Below are 24,369 nucleotides of genomic sequence, written 5' to 3' on the forward strand. Positions count from 1 at the left end.
AAACATCTGCGTTAGCTTTTGTTTGCTTCCGTTTTTTCCCGTGCGCTGCGATCCGTGTCACTTACATCTGTGAGCTGCTCCCTTACGCTTTTGGCGAAGCGGAGGGGATGACGCATGTTTCTGGAAGAACGACGCAACCAAATACTTAAATGGCTGGATGAACACGATCGCGTCACGGTTAACGGACTGGCGAGCCAGCTGGGCGTGACGCGTGAAACCATTCGTACCGATCTCGGCGCACTGGCGCGCGAGGGCCTGGTGCAGCGCTGCTATGGCGGAGCCATCGCGCTGCGTCGCAACTTACAGGAAAAGCTGATCAGCGAAAGCGGCGGCAATTTTGAAGTGTTGCTGGAACGGTTGCAGGCGCGGCAAACGGTCGCCAAAGCGTCAGAAAAGAGCGGCAAAGTATGCATTCTGGGCGCTTTCAACGTGGATATCGTGGCGAAAGTCGCGCGTTTCCCCCGGGGCGGCGAATCGCTGCTGGCACTTGGCAGCACCCTCGGTCCGGGGGGCAAAGGTGCCAACCAGGCGATGGCAGCCAGCTGTGCCGGTACGCGAGTGCATTTTGTCGCGAAAGTTGGCACCGATCAGTTCAGCAAATTTGCCTTCGACCACCTTTCCGCCTCTGGTATTCATTCGTTCCGTTTGTACCAGACGGACAGTGAGCCGACCGGTAGCGCCATCATTTACGTCTCGCAGGAGAATGGCGAGAACATGATCGCCATCTATTCCGGCGCGAACAAAACCTTCACCGACGACGAAATCGCCGAACTGACGCACGAGCTGTCGGATGCCAGCGTGCTGTTGCTGCAACTGGAAAACAACTTCGAGGCGACGCGCAGCGCTATCCGCCTCGCGCATACGCTGGGTGTGCGGGTGATTATGAATCCGGCACCGTTTTCCGCCGAGGTGCTGAGTTGTCTGGCGATGATCGACGTGCTGACCCCCAACGAGACCGAAGCCTCGCTGCTGTCCGGCATTGAAATCGTCGATTTAGCCACTGCGCGCGCAGCGGCCCAGGCCATCGTCCAGCTCGGTGCACGGCGCGTCATCATTACCATGGGGTCACGCGGTGCGTTACTGCTTGATAACCAACAATTTCATCATATTCCCGCTTTTCCGGCGCTGAGCGTCGACACCACCGGCGCAGGCGATGCCTTTAATGGTGCACTGGCCGCGGCCCTGGCACAGGGGCAAAGCCTGTTGCAGGCCGCGACCTGGGCATCGGCCTTTGCCGCGCTGGCTGTGGAACGTGAAGGTGCCAGCAATATGCCGGATCGACAACAGGTTATGGCCCGACTTCATCAACGATAACAAATCACAGCGGTGGAACCGCTGGCAGGAGAGAACATGAAAAAAATCGAAGGCATTGTGCCGGTTATGCTCACCCCGTTTACCGCCGACAACCAGGTTGATTATCCAGGACTGGAGCGACTGATTAACTGGTATCTGGCGGAAGGCGTCGATGCGCTGTTTGCCGTGTGTCAGTCAAGCGAGATGCAGTTCCTCAGCCTTGAGGAACGCGTGGCGCTGGCGAAGTTTGTGGTGGAGAAAGTGCAGGGCCGCGTGCCGGTCATTGCCTCTGGCCACATCAGCGACGATCTGGCTGAACAAACCACCGAGTTGCAGGCGATGGCGAACACCGGCATTGATGCGCTGGTGCTGGTGACCAACCACCTTGACCCGAAAAATGAAGGCAGCGCCACCTTCTACGCGCATCTCAATCATCTGCTCAACGCGCTGCCTGCCACCCTGCCGCTCGGCCTGTACGAGTGCCCGGCACCGTACCGTCGTCTGCTGAGCGATGAAGAGTTCAGCTTCTGCGCCAACAGCGGTCGTTTCGTGGTGCTGAAGGATGTGAGCTGCGATCTGCCGACCGTGACCCGCCGTGTACAACTGGCCGAAGGTACGCCTCTGGCGGTGATCAACGCCAACGCCGCCATCGCCTGGCCCGCCATACAGGCCGGTTCTAAAGGCTTCAGTGGCGTCTTCACCAACTTCCATCCTGGCCTGTATCACTGGCTTTACCACCAGGGTGCGCAGCAGGCGGAAAAAGCTCACGAGCTGTCTTTGTTCCTGTCGCTTAGCGCGGTGACGGAAACCCTCGGCTATCCGAAAAACGCCAAAATCTACCATCAGCGCCTCGGCACCTTCGCCAGTGAACATTGCCGCGTCAACAAAGACAACGTGCTGGAGAAATTCTGGGGTCTGGGCGTACTGCTCGACCAGATCCGTGATGGCAGCCAGATTTGGCAGCAGCGTATCGAAAAGTAACATCCACATTTATCGCGGCGCGATAAATCGCGCCGCAACGGCTGTACCTGAACCCACTAATGATAACGACAGGGAAAACACCATGATTATTTGTGATAGCCAGGACTGGGCGCGTGAGCGTCATGCCTTCCACCCCATCGTCGACCAGGCACTGCGCTGGATTGCCGATACCGATTTCAGCCAGCTTCCGACCGGCAAGTACGACCTGCTGCCAGATAACCAGATGTTCTGTCTGGTGCAGGAGATGGACACCGAACCGGCAAGCGCCCGTCGCGCCGAGTCGCATTTTAACTATGTTGATATCCAGTACCTGCTGGCCGGGCGCGAGAATATTGGCGTGGCGCGCGCGCATCCCGACCATGTGATCACCGAAGATCTGCGCGCGGAACGCGACGTGGTGTTTTATCAGGAGACGATTGATGAATCGATGATCACCCTGACGCCGGGCATGTTCGCGCTGTTTTTCCCGCACGATGTCCATCGTCCTTGCTGCGCCGCGCCTGAAGCGCAGCCGATCCGTAAAGCGGTGATCAAAATCAATCTCAGCCTGTTCAGCGCGCCGGAGGTTGCACAATGAAAACCTCGGTAAATACGTTGTCCGGCGCAACGACGGCAGCGCCGACGACGCTGGTGGGCAAACTGCGCTGGGGTATCATCACCATCCTGCTGCTGGCGGCGGTGGTGAACTACCTCGACCGCGCTAACCTGAGTATCGCCAACACCACCATCGCGGCCGAGTTCGGTTTTTCGCAAACCGAGATGGGCCTGCTGTTATCCGCGTTTCTCTGGCCATACGCGCTGGCTAACCTGCCGGCAGGCTGGCTGGTGGATAAGTTTGGTCCGAAGAAAATGTTCTCCTGGGCGCTGGGGTTATGGTCCGGCTTTACCGTGCTGGCCGCCTTCGTGAATAGCTATAGCTTCTTCTATGGCCTGCGCATGATGCTGGGTATCTCTGAATCCCCGTTCTTTACCTCTGGCATCAAAATCACCCATCGCTGGTTTGGTGAGAACGAACGTGGTTTGCCCACCGCGATCATCAATACCGGATCGCAGATCGCCAATGCCATCGCGCCGCCCATCCTGACGGTGCTGCTGCTGACCTTTGGCTGGCGCGGCATGTTTTTTGCCATCGGCCTGATGGGGATTCCTTTGCTGCTGGCGTGGTGGAAATTCTATCGTGACCCGGATGCGCGCGAAGATGCATTGCTGCATGCCGGTCAGCGCAGCGTTGCCGCCTCTGATGAGAAGGCCCAGGCGAGCTGGGGCACGCTGTTCCGCCACAGCACCACCTGGTTTATGGTGATCGGCAACTTCTCCATCATGTTCACCATCTGGGTGTATCTCACCTGGCTGCCGGGCTATCTGGAAAAATCCCTCGGCTTCAGCCTGAAGGCCACTGGCTGGATCGCCTCGATTCCTTTCCTGTGCGGCATTCTGGGTGTGCTGGTGGGCGGTATGTTGTCGGATCGTCTGGTACGCAGCGGCGTTCGCGCCATCACCGCACGTAAAATCCCGGTGGTGACGGGTGCTGCGCTGGCCGCCTGCTTTGTGGCACCGATTCCTTTTGTCGACAGTACGCCACTGGCGATTACCCTGCTGGCACTCGGTTATTTCTGTTCGCAGATGCCGCAGGGCGCGCTCTGGACGCTGGCGACAGACATCGCACCAAAATCACAGGTGGCGTCTCTGGGGGCGATCCAGAACTTCGGTGGCTTCCTGGGTGCAGCGATGGCGCCGATTGTCACCGGCATCATCCTTGATACCACCGGCAAGTTCACCAATGTGTTCCTGCTGGGTGCGGCGCTGCTGATGATTGGCGCGCTGAGTTACGGCTTGTTTGTGCGTAAACCACTGGGGAACTGATACGCAAGGTGCCGTTTGTGTCGATAAACTGGTCAATGTGAGCTGAATCGCGCTAGCATGGATGTAAACCCTGAATTAACGAGGACGTTATGGCGATAAAACTGATTGCGATCGATATGGACGGCACCCTGCTTAATCCGCACCACCTCATCACCCCGGCGGTAAAATCGGCGATTGGGCGTGCACGCGACAAAGGCGTCGCGGTGGTACTGGCGACGGGGCGCCCTTTTGTCGGTGTCGAGCGCTACCTGCTGGAGCTGGATTTGCGTCAGCCGGGTCAGTATTGCATCAGCAATAATGGCGCCCTGGTGCAACGCGCCGATACCGGCGAGAGCGTGGCTGAGGTGACGCTAAGCTTTGATGATTTTCTCTATGTCGAACAGCTTTCGCGTGAACTTGGCGTGCATTTCCACGCTTTCGACCATTCCTCGCTGTATACGCCGAACAAAGACATCAGTGAATACACCATCCATGAAGCCAGCCTGACCGGCATTCCGGTGCGCTATCGCGCCGTGGAAGAGATGGACCCGGCGACGCGCTTCCCGAAACTGATGATGATTGATAAACCCGCTCTGCTGGACAAAGCGATTGCCGCACTGCCAGCCCGCGCCCGCGACAGTTACACCATCCTGAAAAGTGCGCCTTACTACCTCGAAATCCTCGATCCTCGCGTCAACAAAGGCTATGGCGTCAAAATGCTGGCGGAAAAACTCGGTCTGCAACAGTCTGAAGTGATGGCAATTGGCGATCAGGAAAATGACCTGGCGATGATTGAATACGCCGGAACCGGCGTGGCGATGGGCAACGCAATTGATTCGGTGAAAAGCATCGCGCAGTTTGTCACCAAAACCAATATGGAAGATGGCGTTGCTTACGCGATCGAAGAGTTGGTGCTGTAACCCTTCCTGTGTTTTAAAACCCACATAAAGCCTGCCATTTTGACCCGGTCGGCATGAATGCCGACCCTACAATCGTAGGGTGCGCATTCATGCGCACCTGGATTTTTATTGCGTAAGCATTGTCTATTTTGTGATCCAGATTGTAGTACAAACTTAGTTAATGGTACTACAATCCGCATCAGAGGTTGAGACGGTGCAGATTGTAGTACTCTGAGGGTACACCGCCTTTCATTGAATGGAACATCATGACGCAAGAACAATTAAGCAAAACCGAGCGCATCATCCTGACGCTGGGTGAAGAGATTGTGGCAGGGAAGTTTGCCCCAGGTGGCGCGTTGCCCGCCGAAGCTGAACTCTGCGAACGCTTTGCTACCTCGCGCAACATCATCCGCGAAGTGTTTCGTTCGCTGATGGCCAAACGCCTGGTGGAGATGAAGCGCTATCGTGGTGCGTTTGTCACCGCGCGTAACCAGTGGAATTACCTCGATAGCGATGTTCTGCAATGGGCGCTGGCGCACGATCAGGACCCGCGTCTGATTGCCGCGATGAACGAAGTCCGTGTGCTGGTGGAGCCGCAAATTGCGCGCTGGTCTGCCGAACGCGCCACCTCCAACGATTTAGCGGCGATTGAACAGGCATTTAACGACATGGTGGCGAATCACCTTGATCGGGATGCTTTTAACGAAGCGGACATTCGCTACCACGAGGCGGTACTGGCCTCGGTGCACAACCCGGTTTTACAGCAGCTCAATGTGGCGATCAGCCAGCTGCAAAAAGCGGTGTTCGCCAAAACCTATATGCCGGATGAAGGCAACATGCCGCGCACCCTGGCCGAGCACAAAGCGCTGTTTGACGCGATTCGTCATCAGGATGCGAACGCTGCCGAGCGAGCCGCCAAAGCGATGATCGCCAGTTCAACGGCACGACTTAAGGAGTTTATGTGACCAGCTATATCGCGATTGACTGGGGGTCCACCAATCTGCGCGCCTGGCGTTATCAGCACGGGGAGTGCATCGATGAACGCCGTTCCGAAGCGGGTGTGACCCGCCTTAACGGACGTACCCCGGCCGAGGTGTTTGCCAGCGTCACCGCAGGCTGGCCGGTGAACGAGGTGCCGGTGGTGATGGCCGGTATGGTCGGCAGCAATGCAGGCTGGCTTTCGGTGCCGTATCTGAACTGCCCGGTGGCGCTGAGCGCCCTGGCTGGTCGCCTGACCCGCGTGGAGGATAAAGCGTGGATCGTGCCGGGATTGTGCGTCGAACGTGACGACAACTACAACGTCATGCGCGGTGAGGAAACGCAGCTGCTGGGCGCGCTGGATCTGCATCCATCGTCGTTGTATGTCATGCCCGGCACCCACGCCAAATGGGTGCAGATGGATCAGGACCGTGTGATCGACTTCCGTACCGTGATGACCGGGGAACTTCATCACCTGTTGCTGACGCAATCCCTGATTGGCGCAGGCCTGCCGCAGCAGGAAGAAAATGCAGCCGCCTTCCGTGCCGGTCTGGATATTGGCAGCCACGATCGCTCGATTCTGGCGCGTTTGTTTGAAGTGCGTGCGGCGCATGTGCTGGGGGCGCGCGATCGTCGCCATATCAGCGATTTCCTGTCTGGCCTGCTGATCGGCCACGAAGTGGCACAGATGACGGCCACCCCAGCGACACAACCGATCACCATTATTGCTGGCAGCGCGCTGGCGCAGCGTTACCAGCAGGCGCTGCATTTTATCGGACATGATTCAGTCACGCTGGAAGGCGATCGTGCCTTCCAGCACGGAATAAGGAGCATTGCCCATGAACTGGCAAACTAAGTTACCGCTGATCGCCATTCTGCGTGGCATCAGGCCAGAAGAAGCCGAGGCACACGTTGGCGCATTAATTGAGGCGGGTTTTGATGCCATCGAAATCCCACTTAATTCACCGGATTGGGCCAGCAGCATTGGCGCGATGGTGAACACCTTTGGCGATAAAGCACTGATCGGTGCCGGTACGGTGCTGACGCCCGCGCAGGTGGATCAGCTGGCAACGCTCAACAGCAAGCTGGTGGTGACCCCGAATACCGACGCGGCGGTGATTCGCCAGGCAGTGGCCTGCGGCATGACGGTGGCTGCCGGATGCGCGACCGCCACCGAAGCCTTTACCGCCCTGCAGGCTGGCGCACAGGCGCTGAAAATTTTCCCATCATCGGCGTTTGGCCCCGGTTACATCAAAGCCCTGAAGGCGGTGTTGCCGCCGGAAGTGCCGGTGTTTGCCGTCGGTGGCGTGACGCCAGAAAACCTGCATGAATTCCTTGCCGCGGGCTGTATCGGTGCGGGCTTAGGCAGCGATCTCTATCGCGCCGGTCAGCCGCTGACGCGTACCGTGGAGAAGGCCCGCGCATTTATTGCTGCTTATAAGGACGCTGTACGATGAAAATTACCAAACTGACGACTTACCGCCTGCCTCCGCGCTGGATGTTCCTGAAAATCGAAACCGATGAAGGCATCGTCGGCTGGGGCGAGCCGGTGATTGAAGGCCGCGCGCGCAGTGTCGAGGCGGCGGTGCATGAGCTGTCGGAGTATCTGGTGGGTCAGGACCCGGCACGCATCAACGATTTGTGGCAGGTGATGTACCGTGGCGGTTTTTATCGCGGCGGTCCGATTCTGATGAGCGCCATCGCCGGTATCGATCAGGCGTTGTGGGACATCAAAGGCAAAGCGCTTGGCGTGCCGGTGTACCAGCTGCTGGGTGGCCTGGTGCGTGACAGCATCAAAGCCTATAGCTGGGTCGGGGGCGATCGCCCGGCGGAAGTGATCGATGGCATCAAAAAACTGCGCACCATCGGCTTCGACACCTTCAAGCTGAACGGCTGTGAAGAGATGGGGATTATCGATAATTCACGCAAAATTGATGCAGCGGTGAATACCGTGGCGCAGATTCGTGAAGCCTTTGGCAAGGACATCGAGTTTGGCCTCGATTTCCACGGTCGCGTCAGCGCACCGATGGCGAAAGTGTTAATTAAAGAGCTGGAACCTTACCGCCCGTTGTTTATTGAGGAACCGGTACTGGCCGAGCAGGCGGAATATTATCCGCGTCTGGCGGCGCAAACCCATCTGCCGATTGCGGCGGGTGAGCGGATGTTCTCGCGCTTCGAATTCAAACGCGTGCTGGATGCTGGTGGGCTGGCGATTCTGCAGCCGGACCTGTCCCATGCCGGTGGTATCACCGAATGCTACAAAATCGCGGCGATGGCGGAATCCTACGATGTGGCGCTGGCTCCGCACTGTCCGCTTGGACCGATTGCGCTGGCGGCTTGTCTGCATATTGATTTCGTCTCACGCAATGCGGTGTTCCAGGAGCAGAGCATGGGCATTCATTATAATCAGGGTGCCGAGCTGCTCGATTATGTCATCAATAAAGACGATTTTAAAATGGATGACGGTCATTTCTATCCATTAAATAAACCAGGCCTTGGCGTGGAAATTAATGAAGAACTGGTGATTGAGCGCAGTAAAAATGCGCCGGACTGGCGTAATCCGTTATGGCGCTTCCCGGACGGTACTGTCGCTGAATGGTAATTTGATCACCCTCTGAATTTATTAAATCTCTGATAACGATGTGCCGGTAAATAAGGCGCAGGGCCTCGTGCACGCTTTATTTATCGCCACCACCGGTGCGCAGCGATATTCGCTGTGCTGGATTGCTGCGTGCCTTATTTGCCGCCATCGGCGGTTATTACCGATATTGATACCCTACGTATCCGGAGAAACACCATGGATCTCTCTGCCGTTCAAGCCCGTCCGACGCGTCGCCGTTATATCACGCTATTGATGATATTTATTACGGTGGTAATTTGTTATGTCGATCGCGCGAATTTAGCTGTCGCCTCTGCCCATATTCAGCAGGAATTTGGCATCACCAAAGCGGAAATGGGTTATGTATTTTCCGCCTTCGCCTGGTTATATACGCTGTGCCAGATTCCCGGTGGCTGGTTTCTCGATCGTGTCGGCTCGCGCTTAACCTATTTTATTGCCATCTGCGGCTGGTCGGTCGCCACTTTGTGCCAGGGTTTTGCCAGCGGGTTATTGTCATTGATTGGCCTGCGCGCCATTACCGGCGTATTCGAAGCACCGGCATTTCCAACCAATAATCGCCTGGTGACCAGCTGGTTCCCGGAGCATGAGCGCGCCTCTGCCGTGGGTTTCTACACTTCCGGCCAGTTTGTTGGCCTGGCATTCCTGACGCCGCTGCTGATCTGGATTCAGGAGCTGCTGAGCTGGCATTGGGTGTTTATCCTCACCGGGGCGATTGGCCTGGTCTGGTCGCTGGTGTGGATTAAGGTGTATCAGGCACCAAAGCAGAGCAAAGGCATCAATCAGGCTGAGCTGGATTATATTCGTGAAGGCGGCGCGATGGTGGAAGGGGATGCGCCCGCTGAGAAGAAAACCCGTAGCCGGGTAACCGCTGCCGACTGGAAGCTGGTGTTTCATCGTAAGCTGTGCGGCGTCTATCTCGGCCAGTTTGCCGTGACTTCAACCCTGTGGTTCTTCCTGACGTGGTTCCCGAACTATCTGACGCAGGAAAAACACATTGGCGCGCTGACGGCGGGCTTTATGACCACCGTCCCTTTCCTCGCCGCTTTTGTCGGGGTGATTCTTTCTGGCATCGTGGCGGACCGTCTGGTGCGCAGTGGCCGTTCACTCGGCTTCGCACGTAAAACGCCGATCATCTGCGGCCTGCTGATCTCCACCTGCATTATGGGAGCCAATTACACCAACGATCCGCTGTGGATTATGACGCTCATGGCGCTGGCGTTCTTCGGTAACGGCTTCGCGTCAATTACCTGGTCATTGGTTTCGTCGCTGGCCCCGGTGCGGTTAATTGGCCTGACTGGCGGTATGTTTAACTTTATCGGTGGTCTGGGAGGGATCAGCGTACCGCTGGTGGTGGGCTATCTGGCGCAGGATTACGGTTTCTCCCCGGCGCTGATTTATATCTCAGTGGTGGCGCTGCTTGGTGCGCTTTCTTACATCCTGCTGGTCGGTGATGTGAAGCGCGTCGGTTGATGGCGTTACGCCCTGCCGGAGCACTGGCCCGGCAGGGCAGAATCGCGTAGTTTGTCTGGCAACTGTTGGATGTAAGGTTGCCCCATGTCAGAAAAACAACTCACCTTTGCAGAACGTCATCACCAGCTCACCAATATCAATGTCTGGACTGCCGACAGCCAATGGCTGGCGTTTGATGTCCGGCCCTCCGGTGCCTCCTTTACCAGCCTGACCATTGAGCGCGTGAATGTGCAGAGCGGCGCGGTGGAGGTGCTGTATCAGGCACGCGACGGCGCCTATGTTGGTGTGGTCACCGTCAGCCCGGATCTGCCGCCACGTTACGTTTGCATCCACGGCCCGGAACGTCCCGATGCGCACTGGCATTACGATTTCCACCATCGTCGTGGCGTGATTGTGCAGCGAGGTATCGCGGAAAACCTCGATGCCTGTGATATCACTGCACCCTACACGCCAGGTGCGTTGCGCGGCGGGTCCCATGTCCATGTCTTCAGCCCGGATGGTTCACGTCTCAGTTTCACTTATAACGACCATGTGATGCACGAAAAGGATGTGGGCGATGACCTGCGCAACGTCGGTATTGCCGTGCCGCTGCATCCGGTATGTCCGCCAAAGCACCATCCGCGTGAATACGAAGGCAGCCATTATTGTGTGCTGGTCAGCCAGACGCAGCGCGATCCGCAGCCGGGTAGTGACCAAATCGACCGGGCGTATGAGGAGTGTTGGATTGGCGATCGTGGCTATCAAAAGCCAGACGGCAGCTGGCAGCGCTGGGCCATTGCGTTTATTGGTGATACGCGCGGGGCTGATGGCGCAAAAGTGCCGGAAGTGTTTGTGGTGGATTTGCCAGCTGCGCTGGCAGATTACGCCAGGCCAGGAACGGTGCCGCTGCAGGGAACAACGGATAAACTGCCTGCGCCACCGGCCGGGGTGCAGCAGCGCCGGGTGACCCATAGCACAGGACTGGCTTTACAGCCGCGTCACTGGTTGCGCGCTGCGCCGGACGGCAGCGCCATTGCTTTTTTGCTGGCGGATGATAACGGCGTGGTGCAACTGTGGACGGTCTCCCCCAACGGTGGAACGCCACGGCAGGTGACGCAGCTGGAGAGCAGCATTCAGTCCGCCTTTAGCTGGCATCCCTCTGGCGAGGCGATCGCCTTCGTTTGCGACAACAGCGTGATGCGCTGCGAGCTGACGAGCGGGAAATGCACACGCCTGACGCCGCGCAGTGAACTGCCACCCTCCGGTGACGCGGTGGTTTGGTCGCCGGATGGGCAGCAGATTGCGTATATGCGCGAAGTTAACGGCTGGCGACAGCTGTTTGGCGTCAGTGCGCTTCCACAGGCATAACGGCTGCGCCTGACAGGCTGGCCTGCGTACCGGCCAGCTTCTCGCTTTGCCGCACGCGCTCACGCGGTGAGTCGATCGATTTGTCATCATCGTGGCGGAAGTAATCCCACGGTAGCAGGATGGTATCCATCACGGCTGAGAATGGCAGATCAATCGCGACCAGCGGTTTCATCGCCCAGCTGGTTTGATCATCAGTCAGCATCTCCGCGCTGGCGCGGGTGCCGGGGTAGTAACCCTGACTGGCGCCAGTATGAGACATGACGCTGGAACAACCGGAGGTGGTACATGCACAGCAGACCAACAGGCCTGGCAGCGAAAAGCGTTTCATTAGATTCATCGTCTTCATCCCTTCAGTCATGGCATGGCCCTGGCTGGAGTGTGTCACCTGTGCTGCATCACTCTGGGGTGATGTCCTGATATCAGGTGAATAATTTCCTGAGTGTATGCTATTTCATCAGAATTGCTGCAAGAAAATCCTGATGAAAACTTGAAAGCGACAAAACCGCACCCACTTTTAGGATAAGGTCACGCTGCTTTTGCCGACAGGGAGAGCAACGGGCCGCACAACCTGTCCATAGTGGAAGGTTGCCAAAACTTGCTGAATATCAGGAGTCCTAATATGCGTAATTTTGATCTCTCTCCGCTTTATCGTTCTGCTATTGGTTTCGATCGTCTGTTTAACCTGCTGGAATCCAATCAGAACCAGGCCAATGGTGGCTATCCTCCGTATAACGTCGAGCTGGTAGACGAAAACCACTACCGTATCACCATTGCCGTTGCGGGCTTTGCCCAAAGCGAGTTAGATATCACGTCACACGACAACATGCTGGTTGTGCGCGGCGCGCATCCCGAGGAGCAACAGGAACGTAAATACCTGTACCAGGGCATCGCCGAGCGTAACTTTGAGCGTAAATTCCAGCTGGCAGACCATATCGTGGTGCGCGATGCGCGGCTCGAAAATGGCCTGTTAAGCATCGATCTGGAACGCATCGTCCCTGAAGAGGCGAAACCGCGTCGGATTGAGATTTTGAAATAAATAAAGCAAAAGCCGCAGAAATGCGGCTTTTTCGTATAAACCTGCGGATTATTTATTAAGCGCCTTGCATGTCGCACAGCCATGAAATCCCAGTGCTATCATCACTTCCTCAGAAAATAATTGTTCGCTGTGCTGATTTATCTTGATTATTTTGCTGATGATTTCGCTTTTTGTATTCGTCTTGAGAATGTGCCATGCGGTGATGATGTTATAATCCTCCATAGACATTTTATTTTCCTGGAGCAATTTTTCTTTGAGATGGGAAGCATAGCCATATTTATTTATCGTCTTTTTGTAGGTTTGAAAAAAAGACAATGCTTCTTCAATATATTTTCCGTCCTCTTCATCTGCTGAAGATTGCAGCAGATTATTGCTTGAAACCGAATCCTTACCACTGTTGGCGTAGTGGCTTTTTTTTATCGGGCTCATATGAACCCGGAAGAAAGCATTTGCCTGGGCATAGTAAGCTTCTTCATTGCGGTTAAAAACATCGATATTATTAATGAAATATTTCCGATATTCTTCTATCCGATGCTCAGGGATTTCAGCAGGGATGGTGAAATTATTATAATCAGACAACAAATTTGGACAATCTTTATTATAATGATAAGTAAGCCTGTCCTGATAGAAGATCACTCGTTGCTTGCGTGAATAAATATCAGACTTTCGCTGGTTCATTATTTTTATATTGCCAGCTGTTTCTGTGTTAAGAATTTCATTCACCGCAAGTGTCATCGTCATGACCCTGAGTTCAGGTGCGCTGAATATTTTTTCTTTCGTATGTGACGCTATTATGGTTTGAATGGCGTTACTGGCGGTGAGAGATTTTTCATAAGGTATATCAAGGATGCCACCAATCTTAATTAAAGAATATTTTGTGATATATACAAGAGGCATTTTAATTCCCTGTGGATAATTACTTCTCTGGAGTGGAATGAATGATGTTATTATTAATCAACTGCTCAACAAAGGATTCCTGATAGTATTGAGGATCGATCTTATTGATAATCTCCTCAATTAAATCAGTTTCCTCACTCTCCGTAGCGACAATCCGGTATAGGGTATCAGAGATATCTTTGGTCAGTAATGAGGTTTTAGGTTCGGCACTCAGCCGACTTAATAACTCCAGCATGGCATAGCTTTTCGCGGGTATCTTAATGGATACGGTTTCGTAAAGATCGCGAGAATCTTTAATTGCGTTGTTCTTCATTTTTTCGATTTGATTTTTAATCATTTTTATTTACCAGTTTCTGCTCGATAAGTTGCTTGCAAAAGTTATGTTCATCAGAATGTTTTTCTAATTCTATCTCTTCTTTGCTGAGCAAGTCAGTATATTGATCCTGTTCTGATAATTTAAAATTATTGTATTTATAGAAAATCTCATTCTTGATCTCCGCCCTGGCTACTTCAAAAACCCAGCTTTCTTCCAGGTCATTACAGCCATCAATAATATTTTGTGAAGATAACTTATCAGCCTCAACAGCTAACAACACCTGGCTATCAAATTCGGTGACTTCCGTCTTCAGCTTTTCAATTAAAATTTTTCTGATGATGTTATTGAGAATGGCTGATCGGGTTGTATCAATTTTAAGTGCCAATTCATCGATAAATTTCAGGTCTGCCCGATGTATTTTAAGATTCATTTTTTGTGGTGGCACTGGCAATACAATGGTGCTGTCAGCTGAATTGCTTAATATTTTGTCTTTGTTTATTTTTAGCATTTTTTTTACCATAATGAAAAAAGGAAGTCATAAGCAGGTCGTCGGTTAATGCGACGCTTGCCCCTTTTTTTTGCTGTAAAGACACCAACTGTTTTTTCAGCGAATCGGTGCATTGAATGGCTAACGCCAGTGTCTTTTCATCTAATATCAATCTCTCGCTGTTATCGCTAAAGGATCCAAGTGACATCACTAAATTAATCACTCCGAGAGATATATTTCTTTCCGACATTCTCTTTTGCAGATGACATGATATTTTCACGGTCACACCTCGTCAGTTTTCATTATAATGGCACCAAAAGTGACCACATTAAAGTACAATTTGTACCTTTGTGTTTAATTGTCTGTTTTTAAAGGTTATTTAATTTTTCGGTACGATGCAGTGATTTGCTGAGAGAGAAAGGAAAGATGACAATGGGGATGAGGAGTGGCGGGGTAACATGCCCCCGACACCCCTGCGGTGCGTCAGGTCCTCACCAGAAATCGCTGGCTCACCATGCCGCCGAACACATTGATCAGCAGACCAAAAATAATCACCGATGCCCCGAGCATCTGCTGTGCCGACAGCGTTTCACCCAGAATCAGTGCGGCACTGAGAATCCCCACCACCGGCACCAGCAGCGACAGCGGTGCCACGCGCCAGGTTTCGTAGCGGCTCAGCAGATTGCCCCAGATGGCGTAGCCGATAATGGTGGCGACAAAGGCGAGATAGATCAGCGCCAGCACGGTTTGCAGCGAGATATTCATCAGGCTGCTGACAATCGTCTCTTGCCCTTCAAACCACCATGAACAGGCAAAGAACGGCACCATAGGTACCAGCGCACTCCACACCACCAGCGACATCACCGGCACTTTGCGGTTACGCAAAATAATCTTGTTGGTGATATTGCCCAATCCCCACGATAACGCCGCCGCCAGCGTCAGCATCATGGTGGTGAGCGTAATGCCTGCGGTGGTCTGTCCCTCCATCCCCGCCGTCGCCAGGGTAAACATGCCAAGGGTTGCTACCAGAATGCCGACGATATGGTTCCAGCGCAGTTTCTCCGCCAGCAGCAATGCGCCGAGTATCAGGGTGAAAAAGGCCTGCGCCTGCACCACCAGCGATGCCAGTCCGGCGGGCATACCCAGCTTGATGGCGAGGAACAGAAAGGCAAACTGACCAAAACTGATGGTCATGCCATACACCACCAACCAGCGCAGCGGAATGGCCGGGCGTTTAACGAAAAAGATCGCCGGGAATGCCACCAGAGTAAAACGCAGTCCCGCCAGCAAAAAGGGGGGCATGCCATGCAGCCCCAGTTTAATCACCACAAAATTGACGCCCCAGGCGAGTACCACACACAGGGCTAATAAGAGATCTTTGACTGACATAAACATTCCTTCTGCCGCGATCAGGCGGTCGCCGTCACGGGGGTGGCGATCTCTGCGCAGCAGTCATCACCGATAACACGAAAATAGTCATTCACATCCAGTGCCACTGAGCGTTCCAGCAACCCGGCGTTAAACCACAAAGTGCCGACATCACGCAGGCGCGCATCAACGCGCAGCGCCAGTCGGTCATCAAAACTAAAGGGCGGCACCGCGCCCATCACGCATTGCGTCAGCTCCTGGGCTTTTTCAGGGGCGGCAAAGCTCGATTTCTTGCCGCCGATGGCACGGGCGGCGCTTTTGAAGTTAATTTTGCAATCACCCGGCACAATCGCCAGCAGGTAACGGGCCTCCGCGCCCTCCGGCATGGTCACTTCCAGCACCATCGCCTTTGCTGCCTGATTCAGCTCGTTACCGCGGATGGCGCTGATGACATCGGTCTGACCGATGGCCTCATGCTCAATCACACGATAATCCGCCTGATGCTGCTCCAGTTGGGTGATCACTTTCTCAAAGGTTGTCATCTTCTCTCCTCGTATGACGGGCCTCGGGTCAACTCCAGGCAATCGCGTGCTTCATCTTTTTGTCGGTGAGACCAAAGAAGAAGCCCATGGTGATGCGCGTATCGCCTTCCACCCGATCAATTTCATGATAAAAAGCAGGATTAAACAGATAGATATCGCCACTGCGCGGTGAAAACTCGCAGGTTTCGCAGTGCTCAATCACGCCACTCTGGTAGCCAAGTTCGCCGGGCGTTTTAAAGCGCTCATCCACTGGCTGCCATTGCTTATTAAAGATGCGTAATTCACCCCCGGCACTGCATTCCTGGAGGCACACCACACAACTCAGCTGATGCAAAATTTCAGTCACGGTCAGGCCGCTACCCGCCGCATCGCGCACGATGTTGTCGTTATGCAGCGGGTTGGCGACGCCATTGGCATGGAACCGCACAATCGAACCTGCGTAATCGCCGTGTTGTGGATCGGTGGCGGTTTGCAGGCTTTCCAGCCGCAAAGCGTGTTTCACCCAGTTGTAGACCTGGTCACGCAGGCAATGCAGCGACGGCGGTAACGCGGGCTGAATATCACGCAGTTCGGTGAAGTAGTTTTCCGGCGCAGCGGTATGTTTCGCCAGATAGGGGCCAAGGGTGGTCAGTGCACCGTTGGGATAGTGCGAGACCCGCACCTTCTCGCGGCAAAGTTGCAGGTCATCCACCGCCGCTTCACGCACTTCCGGGGTCAGAAAATTACGCAGTACCAGTAGCGGCACGCGCGCAGTAACAATGTCATCCAGCCAGGTACTTTCCACAAACATTTTGGGGCTAATAACGCGTATCTGATTGAAAATGGCCATGCTTGTTCACTCCGACAAAGGAATTTCATGAAGTTCATGGTTACTCATACGACGCCACGTGGACGCCGCGCCCAGTGCTGCAATGGGTTCAGAAGAGATAAACGTGCTGTTGTTATGCTGACAGTGGTGCAGGGTGAAATAATCCGGGTAGGGGGTGTCATCGGGATGCCATTGCCACGCCCAGGCTTTCTCGCGGGTGACAAAAATGGCGTTGGCCGCGCTGCCGCCTGGCGCTACCTGCGCCATCTTGTCGCGCAGATAACGACGGGTGAAATCGGCAGGCGTCGCCCGATCAACGATGTATTCAAGGTATTCCGCCGAATCAAAGCGCGACTCCGCCATACCGAGCTGCTGGTGCACCGTCGGCAGAAAGCCGTTGTGCATCATGTACCATTGCGTCTGGCCGCTGGTACGCCACAGCGGATGCGAAAATTCGATGCCCTGATTTTTACTCAGCGTGGCATGACGGACATGCACAGCGAGAAAACGGCCGCGCAGACGATCCACATCGATACCCGGCAGCGCGTCGGCAAAGGTGCCGGTGCCGTGCAGCGTACGAATATGGCCCTGTTCACGCCACAGTAAGCCCCAGCCGTTCGGATGTTGTTTGATTGGGCCATCATGGGTGGCGGTTTCTCCACAGCTCATGGCGCGCGCCGCCTCCAGTACCGCTGCGGCATCAAACTGACCGTGTGCCAGAATCATTCTGCACATAGTAAATCCCCCCGGGTGGCAAAGGACGTAACATCGAGAATCTGATGGAAGGTCGCCAGCACGTCGTCGCGGCTGTTGCCCGGCAGACAAAAGGTGGCGAGGATGCCCGCATGACGGGTTAAATCGGCGTACAGAGAGGATCGCGGCGAGACCTCAAGCGCAGGCAGATTGAGCGGCGGCAATAGCTGGCCGCGCTGTTGTTGGGCGATCCACTGCTCCGCCTGGCGATATTGCAGCGACTGGCGCAAACGTAAGCGTCCCACCACCTGAGCGGGTTGGCAAAAATGCAGCTCGGGCATGCCGCGTCCCGCTTCGATGTGAAAGGCTACCTCAGCCCAGTTGATACCTGTCACTTCCTCGACCAGATTCACCACGCCCATCCCTGACAGGCGGAAACCCATTTCGAGAAAATGCGGCTCGCCGTTGACCATAATGAAATCGATATGAAAGGCCCCCTGACGATAGCCAAAGGTTTCGCAGCAGAAACTCATCAGGCTGGTGAAGGAGGCTGGCAACTGGTGTGCGGCCATCGCCACATGCCCGGATTCATAAAAACTGATGCTGCCATCCTGATCGCTGTGATGCTCGATCACCTTCTGGCAGCAGGTCAGCGCCACCGCGTGACCGTTATCCACCACGCCCTGGAGCGAATACTCATCACCGCATAGCCAGCTTTCGACGATAAAGCCGGAAAAGCCGCGTCCGCCATAATTCATGGTATCGACTAATTTATTGATCACGGTGTCGAGCTGGCAGGCCTGCTCCACCAGCCAAATCCCGAGGCCGCCGCCGCCATCAACCGGCTTGATCACGCACGGATAAAGCAACGCTTCACGCGCATCGCGGATACTGAGTGGTGAAGCAAAGAAGCGGAATTCCGGCTGTGGGAAACGTGGCCAGGCTTTGCGCAACGCCATGCGCTGGGCATATTTATCCGGCGGAATAAAACCAGGGCCGGCATCCGGACCTGCCAGCATCTCGCGTAGCCGTCCGGCGGAGACGTTATAGGCTTCAAACCCCGCCAGTACCACCTGGGGATGTTCCAGCAACCCGGCACGCAGGCACGCCTGCAACACATCCCAGGGGTTTTCTGGCCGATCAAGCCGCACAATCAGATCGAACGGCAGCCTAAAGCTCAGCGACTGGTAATCGACAAAGTCGCCCATCTCCGCCAGCACAGTAAAATAGCCTTCGCGTTTCGCCACGGAGCAGTACGGGTTTTGCCCGTCGCGGGTTGCGCCAATCTGCAGGAATATCTTTCTCATCGCTTAGCCTTACCGGGTCAGCGCCCGGAAATCACTTCTGTGACGATGTCCTGCAGGACACCATTGTTTACCTGAATCACCGCTTTGTGTGGATCGAAGCGCAACACGCGCGACAGGGCATCGTGCTGCTGGTTATCCAGCAGTGAGCTGACTTGTGCGCTGCGCCAGCAATGGCGCATTTGGGTGATGGTCAGGCCGGACAGTTGTTCCAGCTGTTGTGCCAGCTGGATTTCGTTGCTCTCCCCCGCCAGCAGCGCGCGCACGGCCTGCTCCTGCGGTGGGTGCGGCAGCTGATGTAACCAGGCCGCCAGCTGCCTGCCGCTGGCGATAAATGGCGAATAAATCATGCACACCAGCTGGGTTTCGTTGAGGCCAAATGCCTGTTCAGCAAACTGTGCCGCGCGCTGACGCGCCCGCGCGATCGCGTCATCATCCTGGTAGCGCGCCGCCATCTCCTGTATCAGCTGAGGCGGGAAATCCTTTTGCTGCATCAACCCCAGCGCAAAGCGCACATATTCGCGAATGCCTTCGGCGTAGCTCCGTTGCAACAGCGTTTCCGCGCGCAGACCGCGAAGATGTGCCATTAACGTCGGATTGCCGCAGTCCGATTCGGAAAAGCTGAACATCAACTCGTCGAAGCGGAAATGCATAAACTCCGTCAGCAACGCCCAGTGCGCACCGGCTTCATAGGCGGTGTCCTGATAGATATTGAAGAACAGCGGGTCGCGGGCCAGCTGCCAGGTGATGCGATGCGCAGGAGTGACCTGATCGGCACCGTAGACATCGGCAAAATAACGTTCGGCGACGCCATCGAGGGTTTGCAGAAAGCCGCTAAAGCCGCGTGATTTATCCGCCACTGGCGCATTAAACAGCCGTGACAGATGGCGCGCCCACGCGAGGTAGGCTGTCTGCTCCTGCGGGGAATCGCCGGTGATGATCATATCCACCCCGCCATCGTAGTGCGCAGCAAGGCCAAAGGAGTTCACCATGCTGAGGTTGCAGGCGTTGCAAAAGGTGGAACGCGCATCGGCGCGGAAACGGTGGCCATTCATCAGCACATCGTGGCGATTTTGCTGGCGCACCGCTTCCGGCATCGGCAAATGCCGGGCAAAAGGACGAATCTGTAATCCGTCGGTCACCAGACATTCGGTAAAGTCATCGTTGTGGATATGCAGCGCGCGATAGACGCGATCGATGTTCTCCATCACGCTGTCGTTCATCGCCGCATGGCGGTTGGTACTGATGCGCAGCTGGAAGGTGCTGCCACGCTGTTGCCAGATCAGCCCCTGGATGTAGCGCACATACGCCACCATGTAGCTGCTGTCTTTGCCACCGCCATAGGCGAGCAGCACACGGTTGTTTTCGGGATGATGCGTATCAGGTAGAGCGGCGAGCAAACGGCGGGAACAGGCCTGGGCTGATTCGAGAATGGCGCTGGACAGGTATCCTTCAATTTCTCTCATCATGGTGGACAGATTATTCATTTTTCACTTTTTCCTTTGGCTAATAAAATCGCAGTCGCCTTGAGTTCGACAACATTGCGGCTAACAGGCCACGAAGGTGCTACGGAATGAATTTCTCAGTCGTGGCGGTTGATCAGCCACTGATACGCATCGTTATTTAACAGATGCAGCCTAAACTACTTTGAATGTAATCTGATGGATACGCACAGATCAGCACGATATGGGGTGGAACAGATGGCGGGTGAGACGGAAGAACAGGAGAGTCAGAGTAGTCGTTACCGTCAGATAGCAGAACAGATCAAACAGGCGATTCACAGCGGATCGCTGCCGCCAGACAGCCGCTTGCCTTCGGTTCGCACCCTGGCGACGCAGTACCATGTCAGCATGACCACCGCGTTGAAAACATTACGCACCCTTGAGGATGAGCACTATGCGGTCGCGCGTCCTAAGTCCGGTTTTTTTGTGGCACCGCGCAAAGCGGACAAAAAATTGCCGATGGTTGCGCACGAGCAGCCGCGTGAAATCGCACCGCTGGATGAACAGACTGAGCTGCATCTGGCGATGGTCGGCTCGGATTGTCGGGTACGACTGGACCTGGCAAACGGCGATATCTCGCTGTATCCGGTAAAGAAAATTGGCCTGCTGATGCGTCAGATGGGCTACAGCAAACCGGCGTTGCTGGGCAATACGGTCAAGGGCACCGGCTATGCGCCGCTCAAAGCGGAGATCGCCCGCCGCGCGGTGGATTATGGCTGCAACATCAACGCCGATGACATCCTGATCACCAATGGCTGCATCGAGGCGATCTCGCTGTCGCTGCGTGCCACCACGCGCCCCGGTGATATCGTGGCGGTGGAATCGCCGTGCTATTTCGTGCTGCTGCAAATGTTGCACAACCTCAACCTGCGGGTGATTGAAGTGGAAGCGGGGGCGGAAGGGTACGTCAACGTGGAAAAACTGACGTCGCTGTTCCAGCGCCAGGCGGTGCAGGCGTACCTCAGTATTAACAACATCAACAACCCGCTGGGCAAAAGTATTCCCAACGAGCAGAAGGCCTATATTGCGCGTCAGGCGGATGAAAACGATGTGGTGATTATTGAGGATGATATCTTCGGTGATACCGCCTTTGGCGAACGTCGGCCGTTCCCGATGCGCGCCTTCAGCCCGAACGTTATTTTGTGCAGCGGCTTCTCGAAAACCGTGGCACCCGGCATTCGCATTGGCTGGGTGCACAGCGTCAACTACATGCGCAAAATCGCCTCGCTAAAGTACACCTCAACCATGGGTACCTCGGTGCTGTCGCAGGCGGCGATTGCCGAGCTGCTGCGTAATGGCGGTTACGATGCCCATCTGCGTAAGCTGCGTCGTGAACTGGCGAATCAGATCCGCCAGATGCGCCAGGCGGTGCTGCGCTATTTTCCGGTGGGCACGCGGGTGTCCGATCCGGAAGGGGGTTATGTGCTCTGGGTTGAGATGCCGGTGCAGGCGCTGAATGTGCGTGCGTTATTTCTCAAGGCACGCAACGCCGGGATTGGCATTGCGCCGGGGCATATCTTCGCGACCGATCACCGCTACGATCACTGCTTCCGGCTCAACGCCGGGTTTGGCTGGAATGCGGAAGTGGAGCAGGCGATTCGCCAGCTGGCACAGTGGTGCCAGCTGTCACTGGTAGAAGCAAAGCAGGATTAAGCGCGCCAGGCGTCTTCGAGTTCTTCCGCCAGGATCTGCACCGCGCGTTCAATGTTCTCTGCGTCCGGCACATAGTTCATGCGCATGCATTGATGGGTATGCGGCCATTCCTGTTCCAGACCGGGGAAGAAGAAGTGGCCGGGCACCATCAGCACGCCGCGCGCTTTCAGACGTTGATACAGCGCTTCGGTGGAGATCGGCAAATCGCGGAACCACAACCAGAGGAAAATCGCCCCTTCCGGTTTATGAATCAGGCAGCGATCTTCCGGTAAATAGCGGCGAATGATGGCGATCGTCTCGCTCACCTTGTGCTGATAAAACGGCTTGATCACCTCTTCCGACAGACGCAATAAATCCCCGCGCGCAATCATCTCGTTGGCGATCGCCGGGCCGATGCTGCCCGGTGCAAGGCTGATAATGCCGTTCATGTTGCCAATGGCGCTGATGGTCTTTTCATCGGCAACGATAATGCCGCAACGCGCACCAGGCAGGCCGAGTTTTGACAGGCTCATGCACAGGATAATGTTGGGATTCCACAACGGGCGCGCTTCGCTAAAGATAATGCCGGGGAAGGGCACACCATAGGCGTTATCAATCAGCAGCGGCACCTGATGCTGCTGTGCCAGGGCATCCAGCTGCAACAGTTCATCATCGGTGATCACGTTACCGGTCGGATTGGTCGGGCGTGATACGCAGATCAGGCCAACCTCGTCATTCAGCGGCAAATGGTCAAAATCGACGTGGTATTTAAACTGGCCTTCCGGCAGCAGTTCGATGTTGGGTTTCGCGGAGACAAACAAACCCTCTTCCAGTCCGGCATCGGCGTAGCCGAGGTATTCCGGGGCCAGCGGGAACAGTACGCGTTTTTTGCTGCCGTCGGCGCGGTGTCCGGCGAACAGGTTAAACAGATAGAAAAACGCGCTCTGGCTGCCGTTGGTGAGCGCGATGTTCTGCGCCGTTAATGGCCAGCCGAACTCCTCGCGCAGCATGGCTGCCAGCGCATCAAGCAATAGCGCTTTGCCGCGCGGGCCGTCGTAGTTGCACAACGCTTCACTCAGCTTGCCTTCCTGATGCATCTGCTGCAAAAGCTGGTGGAAATAGTCGTTGATGGCCGGGATTTGCGCCGGATTGCCGCCGCCAAGCATGATGGTGCCGGGGGTACGCAACCCTTCACCCATATCTTCCATCAGACGTGAGATACCGGAATGTTGCGTAAATTTGTCGCCGAACTGTGAAAAAGACATAGCAGGTTAAAACTTTGTGATGACTGATTGGGCACAACCATAGCGCCCGCAACAGGCAGGCGCAATGGTCAGGCGGGGAAAAGGTGCAAAGCCTTATTTCACTACCTCAGGATTGACACAATTCTTCTCGATTTTGCCGGTCAGCGCGGCGATCAGGTTATCCACCGCATCACTCATCATGCCGTAGCGGGTTTCATGGGTGGCGGAACCGATATGCGGCAGCGTCACCACATTCGGCAGCTTCAGCAGGGCGGAATCGGCAGGGACGGGCTCCTGCTCGAACACGTCCAGACCCGCAGCGTGAATGGTGCCGTCCTGCAAGGCCGCGATCAGCGCCTGCTCATCGACCACCGGGCCGCGTCCGGCGTTGATCAGAATGGCGCTCGGCTTCATCATTTTCAGCTGTGCAGTACCAATCATATGATGCGTCTGCTCGGTCAGCGGCAGGCTGATGCAGACAAAATCGCTCTCCTTCAGCAGCGTTTCCAGATCGCAGGCGCGTGCGCCAAAACGGGTTTCCGCTTCGCTATGCTGACGACGTGCGTTGTACAGAATCTTCATACCGAAACCGAAATGCGCGCGCTGTGCCAGCGCCAGACCGATGCGGCCCATGCCGAGGATGCCGAGGGTTTTATGATGGACATCCACGCCGTATTTTTCCGGGCCGATGCTGCTTTGCCAGCCACCGGCTTTCACCCATGCATCCAGTTCGGTGACGCGGCGGGCGCTGCTCAGTACCAGCGCCATCATGGTGTCGGCGACGGTTTCGGTCAGCACGGTCGGCGTGTGCATCAGCACCACGCCCTGCTTGCTGAGGGCCGCGACATCGAAATTGTCATAACCCACCGACACGGTGGAACAGGCGCGCAACGCGGGCATCTGCGCCAGTAAATCGCTGTTTACCTTACCCCCGGAACCCAGCAGCCCCTGCGCCTGTTGAAACTGTGCCGCGTGCTGTTTGACGCTTTCTGGCGAAATATCGCTGACTTCGGTCACGGTGAAATGCGCGTCCAGTTTGGCACGCAGGTCTTCCGGCAGGCTCTTGTAAAGAATCACAGCAGGTTTCATCTTTTGCTCCCTGTAGAACGA

Annotated in this window: 26 protein-coding genes; 13 read left to right on the forward strand and 13 right to left on the reverse strand. The window is 55.4% G+C overall.

What is annotated here, in order from left to right; translation table 11 throughout:
- The first annotated feature begins 114 nt into the window (after positions 1–114).
- The 11 genes from CUN67_RS20160 (at position 115) to CUN67_RS20210 (ending at position 11,430) form a co-directional block, all read left to right on the forward strand.
- The gene (locus CUN67_RS20160) at positions 115–1,314 is read left to right on the forward strand and encodes a PfkB family carbohydrate kinase (RefSeq protein WP_208716996.1); all 1,200 of its coding nucleotides are present in this window, start codon (positions 115–117) and stop codon (positions 1,312–1,314) included.
- 36 nt (positions 1,315–1,350) lie between these two features.
- On the forward strand, positions 1,351–2,274 hold the full coding sequence (locus tag CUN67_RS20165; RefSeq protein ID WP_208716997.1) for a dihydrodipicolinate synthase family protein: 924 nt from the start codon (positions 1,351–1,353) through the stop codon (positions 2,272–2,274).
- Between the two features lie 82 nt (positions 2,275–2,356).
- Positions 2,357–2,851: a YhcH/YjgK/YiaL family protein gene (locus CUN67_RS20170; protein ID WP_208716998.1), complete on the forward strand. Its 495-nt coding sequence runs from the start codon at positions 2,357–2,359 to the stop codon at positions 2,849–2,851.
- Positions 2,848–4,137 (forward strand): MFS transporter, encoded by a 1,290-nt coding sequence (locus CUN67_RS20175; protein WP_208716999.1) that lies wholly within the window; start codon positions 2,848–2,850, stop codon positions 4,135–4,137. The genes CUN67_RS20170 and CUN67_RS20175 overlap by 4 nt, the downstream gene beginning before the upstream one ends.
- Before the next feature lie 89 nt (positions 4,138–4,226).
- Positions 4,227–5,036, forward strand: a complete 810-nt coding sequence (gene yidA / locus CUN67_RS20180) for a sugar-phosphatase (RefSeq protein WP_208717000.1) — start codon at positions 4,227–4,229, stop codon at positions 5,034–5,036.
- Positions 5,037–5,281: 245 nt separating this feature from the next.
- Positions 5,282–5,980 carry a FadR/GntR family transcriptional regulator gene (locus tag CUN67_RS20185; RefSeq protein WP_208717001.1) on the forward strand — a complete coding sequence of 233 codons (699 nt, stop codon included), beginning with the start codon at positions 5,282–5,284 and terminating at the stop codon, positions 5,978–5,980.
- Complete coding sequence (locus CUN67_RS20190) at positions 5,977–6,849, forward strand: 2-dehydro-3-deoxygalactonokinase (protein WP_208717002.1); 873 nt, start codon at positions 5,977–5,979, stop codon at positions 6,847–6,849. The genes CUN67_RS20185 and CUN67_RS20190 overlap by 4 nt, the downstream gene beginning before the upstream one ends.
- On the forward strand, positions 6,833–7,450 hold the full coding sequence (locus CUN67_RS20195) for a 2-dehydro-3-deoxy-6-phosphogalactonate aldolase (RefSeq protein ID WP_208717003.1): 618 nt from the start codon (positions 6,833–6,835) through the stop codon (positions 7,448–7,450). Before CUN67_RS20190 ends, CUN67_RS20195 begins: the two co-directional genes overlap by 17 nt.
- Positions 7,447–8,595, forward strand: a complete 1,149-nt coding sequence (gene dgoD / locus CUN67_RS20200; protein WP_208717004.1) for a galactonate dehydratase — start codon at positions 7,447–7,449, stop codon at positions 8,593–8,595. Before CUN67_RS20195 ends, dgoD begins: the two co-directional genes overlap by 4 nt.
- A 195-nt stretch (positions 8,596–8,790) precedes the next feature.
- Entirely contained in the window at positions 8,791–10,083 is a 1,293-nt protein-coding gene (locus CUN67_RS20205; protein WP_208717005.1) for an MFS transporter, read from the forward strand.
- An 84-nt stretch (positions 10,084–10,167) separates the two neighbouring features.
- Complete coding sequence (locus CUN67_RS20210; protein WP_208717006.1) at positions 10,168–11,430, forward strand: DUF3748 domain-containing protein; 1,263 nt, start codon at positions 10,168–10,170, stop codon at positions 11,428–11,430.
- Here CUN67_RS20210 and CUN67_RS20215 read toward each other — a convergent pair.
- Entirely contained in the window at positions 11,408–11,767 is a 360-nt protein-coding gene (locus CUN67_RS20215) for a YceK/YidQ family lipoprotein (protein WP_208717007.1), read from the reverse strand. The genes CUN67_RS20210 and CUN67_RS20215 overlap by 23 nt on opposite strands.
- A gap of 282 nt (positions 11,768–12,049) precedes the next feature.
- Between CUN67_RS20215 and ibpA the strand changes: the two genes are divergently transcribed.
- A complete protein-coding gene (gene ibpA / locus CUN67_RS20220; protein ID WP_013507211.1) occupies positions 12,050–12,466 on the forward strand; it encodes a small heat shock chaperone IbpA in 417 nt (138 codons plus the stop codon).
- A gap of 48 nt (positions 12,467–12,514) precedes the next feature.
- Here the strand turns inward: ibpA and CUN67_RS20225 are convergent, their stop codons facing one another.
- From CUN67_RS20225 to CUN67_RS20270, 10 genes are all read right to left on the reverse strand, one after another.
- Positions 12,515–13,363: a hypothetical protein gene (locus CUN67_RS20225; protein ID WP_208717008.1), complete on the reverse strand. Its 849-nt coding sequence runs from the start codon at positions 13,361–13,363 to the stop codon at positions 12,515–12,517.
- Between the two features lie 19 nt (positions 13,364–13,382).
- A complete protein-coding gene (locus tag CUN67_RS20230; protein WP_208717009.1) occupies positions 13,383–13,700 on the reverse strand; it encodes a hypothetical protein in 318 nt (105 codons plus the stop codon).
- Positions 13,693–14,187 (reverse strand): hypothetical protein, encoded by a 495-nt coding sequence (locus tag CUN67_RS20235; RefSeq protein WP_208717010.1) that lies wholly within the window; start codon positions 14,185–14,187, stop codon positions 13,693–13,695. Before CUN67_RS20235 ends, CUN67_RS20230 begins: the two co-directional genes overlap by 8 nt.
- Positions 14,144–14,446, reverse strand: coding sequence for a hypothetical protein (locus CUN67_RS20240; protein WP_208717011.1), 303 nt, complete (start codon positions 14,444–14,446; stop codon positions 14,144–14,146). Before CUN67_RS20240 ends, CUN67_RS20235 begins: the two co-directional genes overlap by 44 nt.
- Before the next feature lie 203 nt (positions 14,447–14,649).
- Positions 14,650–15,555, reverse strand: coding sequence for an EamA family transporter (locus CUN67_RS20245; protein ID WP_208717012.1), 906 nt, complete (start codon positions 15,553–15,555; stop codon positions 14,650–14,652).
- Positions 15,556–15,575: 20 nt separating this feature from the next.
- Positions 15,576–16,076, reverse strand: coding sequence for a YbaK/EbsC family protein (locus CUN67_RS20250; RefSeq protein WP_084878191.1), 501 nt, complete (start codon positions 16,074–16,076; stop codon positions 15,576–15,578).
- A gap of 28 nt (positions 16,077–16,104) precedes the next feature.
- Positions 16,105–16,905, reverse strand: coding sequence for a 2OG-Fe(II)-dependent halogenase WelO5 family protein (locus CUN67_RS20255; RefSeq protein ID WP_208717013.1), 801 nt, complete (start codon positions 16,903–16,905; stop codon positions 16,105–16,107).
- 6 nt (positions 16,906–16,911) lie between these two features.
- A complete protein-coding gene (locus CUN67_RS20260) occupies positions 16,912–17,619 on the reverse strand; it encodes a class II glutamine amidotransferase (RefSeq protein WP_208717014.1) in 708 nt (235 codons plus the stop codon).
- The gene (locus tag CUN67_RS20265) at positions 17,607–18,884 is read right to left on the reverse strand and encodes an ATP-grasp domain-containing protein (RefSeq protein WP_208717015.1); all 1,278 of its coding nucleotides are present in this window, start codon (positions 18,882–18,884) and stop codon (positions 17,607–17,609) included. The genes CUN67_RS20260 and CUN67_RS20265 overlap by 13 nt, the downstream gene beginning before the upstream one ends.
- A 17-nt stretch (positions 18,885–18,901) precedes the next feature.
- Complete coding sequence (locus tag CUN67_RS20270; RefSeq protein ID WP_208717016.1) at positions 18,902–20,368, reverse strand: hypothetical protein; 1,467 nt, start codon at positions 20,366–20,368, stop codon at positions 18,902–18,904.
- A 213-nt stretch (positions 20,369–20,581) separates the two neighbouring features.
- Here CUN67_RS20270 and CUN67_RS20275 point away from each other — a divergent pair, with 213 nt between their 5' ends.
- Positions 20,582–22,036: a PLP-dependent aminotransferase family protein gene (locus CUN67_RS20275; RefSeq protein ID WP_208717283.1), complete on the forward strand. Its 1,455-nt coding sequence runs from the start codon at positions 20,582–20,584 to the stop codon at positions 22,034–22,036.
- On the opposite strand, the gene CUN67_RS20280 is transcribed toward CUN67_RS20275, so the two are convergent.
- Positions 22,033–23,280, reverse strand: a complete 1,248-nt coding sequence (locus tag CUN67_RS20280; RefSeq protein ID WP_208717017.1) for a valine--pyruvate transaminase — start codon at positions 23,278–23,280, stop codon at positions 22,033–22,035. The genes CUN67_RS20275 and CUN67_RS20280 overlap by 4 nt on opposite strands.
- A gap of 93 nt (positions 23,281–23,373) precedes the next feature.
- On the reverse strand, positions 23,374–24,348 hold the full coding sequence (gene ghrB, locus CUN67_RS20285; protein ID WP_208717018.1) for a glyoxylate/hydroxypyruvate reductase GhrB: 975 nt from the start codon (positions 24,346–24,348) through the stop codon (positions 23,374–23,376).
- Positions 24,349–24,369 lie beyond the last annotated feature (21 nt).

The sequence above is a fragment of the Pantoea cypripedii genome (assembly GCF_011395035.1).
Taxonomy (GTDB): Bacteria; Pseudomonadota; Gammaproteobacteria; order Enterobacterales; family Enterobacteriaceae; genus Pantoea; species Pantoea cypripedii_A.